A 6,530-nucleotide genomic window follows, 5' to 3' on the forward strand; every position below is an offset into this window, starting at 1 on the left:
AATTAATGCCAACAACAGCAGTTCATTTAGGTCTTGCAACTTTATTTATTCGCAAAAGGCTTCTTAGCGAAGAACAGATTGCATCTGTAATAACCAAATCCAGGCAAAATAAGTTATCCATTGTATCTACTATCGTTGCCGAAAAACTTCTATCTGCCCGCGAAATTTCAGAGTTATGCTACGAAGAATACGGCACCCCGCTATTAGATCTTGCAGAGTTTGATGTACAAAATATTTCAGATGAATTACTAAATAGAAAACTCATCGATAAACATAAATGCCTCCCCTTGTTTAAGCGCGGTAATCGACTCTATATTGCCACGTCTGATCCAACTAATATCAATGCCTTAGAAGACTTTCAGTTTAGCCTTGGTTTGCACGCCGAAGCTATTTTGGTTGAAGATGACAAGCTGCATAAAGTGTTAGAAAAAATTATTGAAGAAGATATTTCAGGGTTAGATTTAGGCGGCGCCGATCAAGAAGCGTTAGCCAACATGGAAGTAGCTGAAACCGAGCGTAGAGACGAAACTACTGGAGACAGCAGTGATGATGCGCCAATTGTCATTTACATCAATAAAATTCTCACCGATGCCATCCGAAAAGGCGCTTCAGATCTGCATTTTGAACCCTATGAAAAACGCTACCGTATTCGTTTCCGTATTGATGGCATATTGCATGAAGTGTCTGAGCCACCCGTTAATTTAGGCGGCCGCATTTCAGCGCGTTTAAAAGTGATGTCAAAGCTGGATATTGCTGAGCGCCGCGTGCCGCAGGATGGCCGCATCAAGATGAAGTTGTCACGCACCAAATCCATCGATTTTCGTGTCAGTACCTTGCCCACCATCTGGGGCGAAAAAATTGTAATGCGTATCTTGGACTCATCCTCGGCGCAACTCGGTATTGAAAAGCTGGGCTATGAAGATGATCAGCGCGAACTGTATGAGCAAATGCTCGCAAAACCCCAAGGGATGATTTTGGTGACCGGACCTACAGGTTCGGGCAAAACAGTATCACTTTATACTGGGCTCAATATATTAAACACCGAAGAGCGCAACATCTCCACTGCAGAAGACCCAGTCGAAATTAACTTAGAAGGGGTTAATCAGGTTCATATCAACTTAAAAGCTGGCTTAACCTTCGCCTCAGCGCTGCGGTCATTCCTGCGTCAAGACCCAGATGTAGTGATGGTCGGTGAAATACGTGATTTAGAAACCGCTGAAATTGCCATTAAAGCCGCGCAAACCGGTCACTTAGTGTTATCGACCTTGCACACCAATTCCGCCGCCGAAACCTTAACCCGTTTGGTCAATATGGGCGTGCCGGGTTATAATATTGCCAGCTCAGTTAATTTAATTATTGCCCAGCGATTAGCAAGGCGTTTATGCCCAGCCTGCAAAAAACCAGAAGACATACCCACTGCCGAATTACTGCGCCTTGGTTTTAACCAGCAAAGTATTGACCAAGGTTTTACCGTTTATAAGCCCTGTGGTTGCGATTTATGCTCTGCAGGCTACAAAGGCCGAGTCGGCATTTATGAAGTGATGAAAATGTCCGATGAAATTGCCCGCATTATCATGGAAGGCGGCAATTCTTTGCATATAGCCACGCTGGCGAAGGAGCAAGGTATGCGTGATTTACGCCAATCAGGTTTACTCAAAGTTACCCAAGGCGTCACCAGTATTGCAGAAATTAACCGAGTCACCAGCTTCAATTAATTAGCTACTTAGCGGCTCTCGCTAGTTTATCAAATACATAAGCTTTATCTCAAGTAGACTAATATTCACTATGACTCATTAAAATTACCTATAAACGTCAAGGAATCACTTTATGGCTACCGCTGCCGCGACAAGAAAGTCCCGAACCTCTAAAAAGGATGTTAAGCACCAACCCAAAGTCTTTGAGTTCCTGTGGAAAGGGGTTAACCGTGATGGTAAAAAAACCGCCGGAGAAATGCGTGGCACTAGCGTAGCCGAAATAAAAAGTGTCCTGAAAGCCCAAGGGGTAACCCCAAAAACCGTCAGTAAAAAAGCCAAACCCCTTTTTAAGACTGACAAAAAGATCACCGCGATGGATATCGCGATGATCACCCGCCAAATCGCGACCATGATTTCCGCCGGGGTGCCATTGGTAACCACCTTTGAGCTACTGGGGCGAGGCCATGAAAAAGCCAAAGTCAGGTTATTATTAGGCACAATATTATCTGATATCCAATCGGGTATCCCGCTATCGGATGCCCTAAGGCCACACCGTATCTACTTTGATGATCTATACGTTGACTTAGTCGCGGCTGGCGAGCATTCTGGCGCCTTAGATGCGGTATTCGATCGCATCGCCACCTACCGAGAAAAAGCCGAAGCACTCAAATCAAAAATTAAAAAAGCCATGTTCTACCCCGCTGCAGTAGTGGTGGTCGCAATTGCGGTAACCACCTTATTACTCTTATTTGTTGTGCCTCAATTTGAGGACATCTTTAGTAGTTTTGGCGCAGAACTACCTGCCTTTACTCAATTAATTATCGGTATATCAAGGTGGTTGCAAACATCATGGTATTTCTTTGTAATTGGTATCGTAGCGGGAATATGGTTATTTGTACGAGCCCATCGTAACTCGCAAAAGTTTCGTGATAAGGTGGATGAAGCGGTACTCAAAATTCCGGTAATTGGCGATATTCTTCACAAAGCGGCTATGGCCCGTTTTGCCCGTACCTTAGCAACCACTTTTGCTGCCGGGGTGCCGTTAATTGATGGTCTAGAGTCTGCCGCAGGTGCTTCTGGCAATGCGGTGTATCGCAAAGCCTTGTTAAAAGTGCGCCAAGAAGTGATGGCGGGGATGCAGATGAACGTTGCCATGCGTACCACTGGGCTATTTCCTGATATGTTAATCCAAATGGTGATGATAGGTGAAGAATCTGGCGGCTTAGATGAAATGTTGAATAAAGTCGCCAATATTTTCGAGATGCAAGTAGATGATGCCGTTGATGGTTTATCGAGTCTAATTGAACCTATCATGATGGTCGTTATTGGTACCTTAGTCGGCGGACTGATTGTTGGTATGTATTTACCTATTTTCCAATTAGGTAATGTGGTGGGTTAAACTACTAGTCAACCAGATGAAAATTGCATAGCAATTAAACAAATTAAAACTAATTAAGAAAAATGACTGAATTTATTTATAATTTTATTACCACAATGAGCCAATACCCTTGGCTTTTTGTGTGTATCAGCTTTATTTTTGCTGCCACCATTGGCAGCTTTCTGAATGTGGTGATTCACCGCTTACCCGTGATGATGAAACGCGAGTGGCAAAGTGAATGTAACTATTACTTAAATGAATATCACCCGGATATTGTCAAACAAGTCGATGAAAAAAGACTCGCTAAACCGATTGATGCTTTTCCCGAAAAGTACAATTTAGTGGTCCCTGGTTCTGCCTGCCCCAAATGTAAAAGTGACATTAAGCCTTGGCACAATTTACCTGTACTGGGTTGGTTAATGCTTAAAGGGCAATGCGCCAGTTGTCATACCAAGATTTCTGCTCGTTATCCTATTGTTGAATTAACAACCGGATTATTGGTTGCGACATTAGCCTTTTACTTTGGCCCTACTACCCAGTTTATCTTAGCGTCCATACTGACGTTTTTTCTTGTCGCATTAACCGGCATCGACCTAGATGAAATGCTATTACCGGATCAATTAACTTTACCTTTGCTATGGCTTGGTTTAATTATCAACCTCCAAGGCGTGTTTGCAAGCCCTACCGATGCATTAATTGGCGCTGTGGCAGGCTATTTAAGTTTATGGTCAGTGTTTTGGCTATTCAAACTCGCCACCGGCAAAGAGGGCATGGGCTATGGTGATTTTAAACTGATGGCGGTGTTTGGTGCCTGGTTAGGCTGGCAAATGCTGCCTATGATTATTCTATTATCATCATTAGTGGGTGCCATTATTGGTATCGCCATGATTGCCACTAAAAAGCTTCACGCAGGCAAACCCATTCCTTTTGGGCCTTATATCGCGGTTGCTGGCTGGATAGCATTGATATGGGGACAAGAAATTATTAATTGGTACCTCAGCACCTTAGTATAAGGCACTACTGACATGGCTAAATTCATTGTTGGATTAACTGGCGGTATTGGTAGCGGCAAAACCACAGTGGCCAATTTGTTTGCTGAGCTTGGCATAACCCTAGTTGATGCCGATATCGTAGCAAGAGAAGTGGTTGCAAAAGGCTCTGAGGGCTTAACACGGATTATCGAACACTTTGGCGCGGATGTTTGCCAAACCGATGGTAGCCTAAATAGAATTGCATTGCGTGAGATTATTTTTAACCAGCCACACCAGCGCGATTGGTTAAATAACTTATTACACCCGATGATCCGCAATACCATGCTAAAACAAGTTCAGCAAGCTGATTCAGCTTATGTCATTATGGTTGTTCCCTTGCTATTTGAAAATGGGTTAGATAAGTTAGTCAATACAACTTTGGTGGTGGACGTAGATCCTAAGTTGCAAATTTCAAGGACGAGTGAACGTGATAAGGTGGCATCAACTCAAGTCGAGCAAATTATATTGAGCCAAATGCCACGTGAACAACGATTATCAAAAGCTGATGATATCATCGATAATCAAGGTCAATTAAATGCGTTACGAAGCAAAGTGGCTTCGTTACATCATAAATACTTGGAATTAGCGAAAACACCAAACTGACATGACTGACTTAATATACGAACAGCCCTTAAATGAAAAAATTCGTAGTTATTTACGGTTAGAGTACCTGTCGACGCAATTGCAGAATAATCTGACTCAAGATCATCAGCATCGTTGTTTTTACCCCTTGTTTTCACTTTGTGAATTAACCGACAGGTGTGATTATCGGTCTGATGTACTCAAAGACCTTGATCGAAATATAGCGCTATTATCCAAATGGCTTGAGCTACCACATGTAGACAAAGCGCAAATTAATGACATTATTAATCGTTTAACTCAAGCTAAAGCACCATTACAAATGCCGGATAGAATTGGCATTCATCTAAAAAAAGATAAGTTTATTTCAGCGTTGCGCCAACGTTTCGGTATGCCTGGAGCGTGCTGTAACTTTGACCTGCCGCAACTGCACTTTTGGCTAGGCAAACCCTGGAAAGAAAGACAGTTAGATCTACAATGTTGGATAGACCAATATCAACCACTGCTTACCCCAATCAGCTTATTACTCGAGTTAATCCGCAACACAGCAGATTTTACGCCTGCAGATGCAAAAGCCGGTTTTTATCAGGGCGACAGTGCACAGGCTTTATCGTTAATCCGAGTAAAAATTGATACATCTCAAGGTTGTTATCCAACAATCAGCGGACATAGAAATCGTTATGCCATCCACTTTGTGGATTTTGAACAACAACGCCACACAGACAAAACAATTCAATTCCTTCTGGCTACTTGCACCTAAACCTTTTAAGATCGGTTAATGCTATTATTTACCGTGCAAGAAGAAACTTATGCCTATTACCGTTAATTGCCCCATCTGCAAAACTCAAGTGAATTGGGTTGCTGAAGCCAAATTCAAACCATTTTGTAGCGAGCGATGTAAGCTGATCGATTTAGGTGATTGGGCTGATGAGAAACATGCCATCCCAGTGAAAACCCCATTAGACCCAGATATGTATGATGACTTAGGTTACGACGATTTAGGATTAAACGAATCTGCATTTTTTAAACAAGATTAGTTTTCAACTGGGATAATTCGGAATTTATTATGCAAAAGCGTGTTCATGTCGCCGTAGGTGTCATCATTAATCAAGATAAGCATATTTTATTAGCTAAAAGGCACGGACACCTTCACCAAGGAGGAAAATGGGAATTTCCTGGTGGTAAGGTGGAAGCGAATGAAACAGTGACAGAGGCGCTAATCAGAGAGCTAAAAGAAGAAGTCAATTTAGATGTTACAGCTTCAAGTCCATTTATGGATATTAGCCATGACTACCCAGATAAGCATGTTCGTTTAGATATTCATTTAGTAAAAGATTTTTCCAATGAAGCCCTCGGCTTAGAAAATCAACAAATACGTTGGGTCCCCATTTATAACCTAGCAGAATTTGATTTTCCTGAGGCCAATCAACCCATCGTTGATAAGATTTTAGCTGAGCTAGGCTAGAATTATGCGTAAGATATTGTCTAGTCCTTAGATAAGTCTCCAATGTGTCAACTTATCTCAGGACGGGACATAATTAGTAATCTATAAACAATCATCTTGAAGAGCCTTCTACGCAGAAACCGATATCGACAGCTTGTTACCTTGGAACTTTAAAAGCTAGGTGTAGTTGCCTAGACATTTACCCTGGAAATGACCGACTCTCACGTGGGCATATCGGCCACACTACTTTTATGCTCAAGTTTCGGATGTAAAAAAGCCCGTTAGGTTAGCAATGGGCTTGATACTCTCTTTACGAGAAATTTGGCACCTGGAAATGACCTATTCTCACGTGGGCATCTCGGCCACACTATCAATGACAAATATTTGGTATAATTTTTCGACAC

7 protein-coding genes are annotated in these 6,530 nt (G+C 42.3%); all 7 read left to right on the forward strand.

Annotated features, from left to right (window positions below):
* The first annotated feature begins 5 nt into the window (after positions 1 to 5).
* On the forward strand, positions 6 to 1,715 hold the full coding sequence (gene pilB, locus ORI98_RS14965; protein ID WP_306135763.1) for a type IV-A pilus assembly ATPase PilB: 1,710 nt from the start codon (positions 6 to 8) through the stop codon (positions 1,713 to 1,715).
* A 112-nt stretch (positions 1,716 to 1,827) separates the two neighbouring features.
* Positions 1,828 to 3,093: a type II secretion system F family protein gene (locus ORI98_RS14970; protein WP_306135764.1), complete on the forward strand. Its 1,266-nt coding sequence runs from the start codon at positions 1,828 to 1,830 to the stop codon at positions 3,091 to 3,093.
* A 62-nt stretch (positions 3,094 to 3,155) separates the two neighbouring features.
* Entirely contained in the window at positions 3,156 to 4,085 is a 930-nt protein-coding gene (locus ORI98_RS14975) for an A24 family peptidase (RefSeq protein ID WP_306135765.1), read from the forward strand.
* Between the two features lie 12 nt (positions 4,086 to 4,097).
* The gene (coaE, locus tag ORI98_RS14980) at positions 4,098 to 4,706 is read left to right on the forward strand and encodes a dephospho-CoA kinase (RefSeq protein ID WP_306135766.1); all 609 of its coding nucleotides are present in this window, start codon (positions 4,098 to 4,100) and stop codon (positions 4,704 to 4,706) included.
* Between the two features lies 1 nt (position 4,707).
* Positions 4,708 to 5,442: a cell division protein ZapD gene (gene zapD, locus ORI98_RS14985; protein ID WP_261299865.1), complete on the forward strand. Its 735-nt coding sequence runs from the start codon at positions 4,708 to 4,710 to the stop codon at positions 5,440 to 5,442.
* A 49-nt stretch (positions 5,443 to 5,491) separates the two neighbouring features.
* Positions 5,492 to 5,719, forward strand: a complete 228-nt coding sequence (gene yacG / locus ORI98_RS14990; protein ID WP_188842440.1) for a DNA gyrase inhibitor YacG — start codon at positions 5,492 to 5,494, stop codon at positions 5,717 to 5,719.
* Positions 5,720 to 5,748: 29 nt separating this feature from the next.
* Positions 5,749 to 6,147: an 8-oxo-dGTP diphosphatase MutT gene (gene mutT / locus ORI98_RS14995; RefSeq protein ID WP_306135767.1), complete on the forward strand. Its 399-nt coding sequence runs from the start codon at positions 5,749 to 5,751 to the stop codon at positions 6,145 to 6,147.
* Positions 6,148 to 6,530 lie beyond the last annotated feature (383 nt).

The sequence above is a fragment of the Shewanella sp. ULN5 genome (genome assembly GCF_030731885.1).
GTDB classification, from domain to species: domain Bacteria; phylum Pseudomonadota; class Gammaproteobacteria; order Enterobacterales; family Shewanellaceae; genus Shewanella; species Shewanella holmiensis.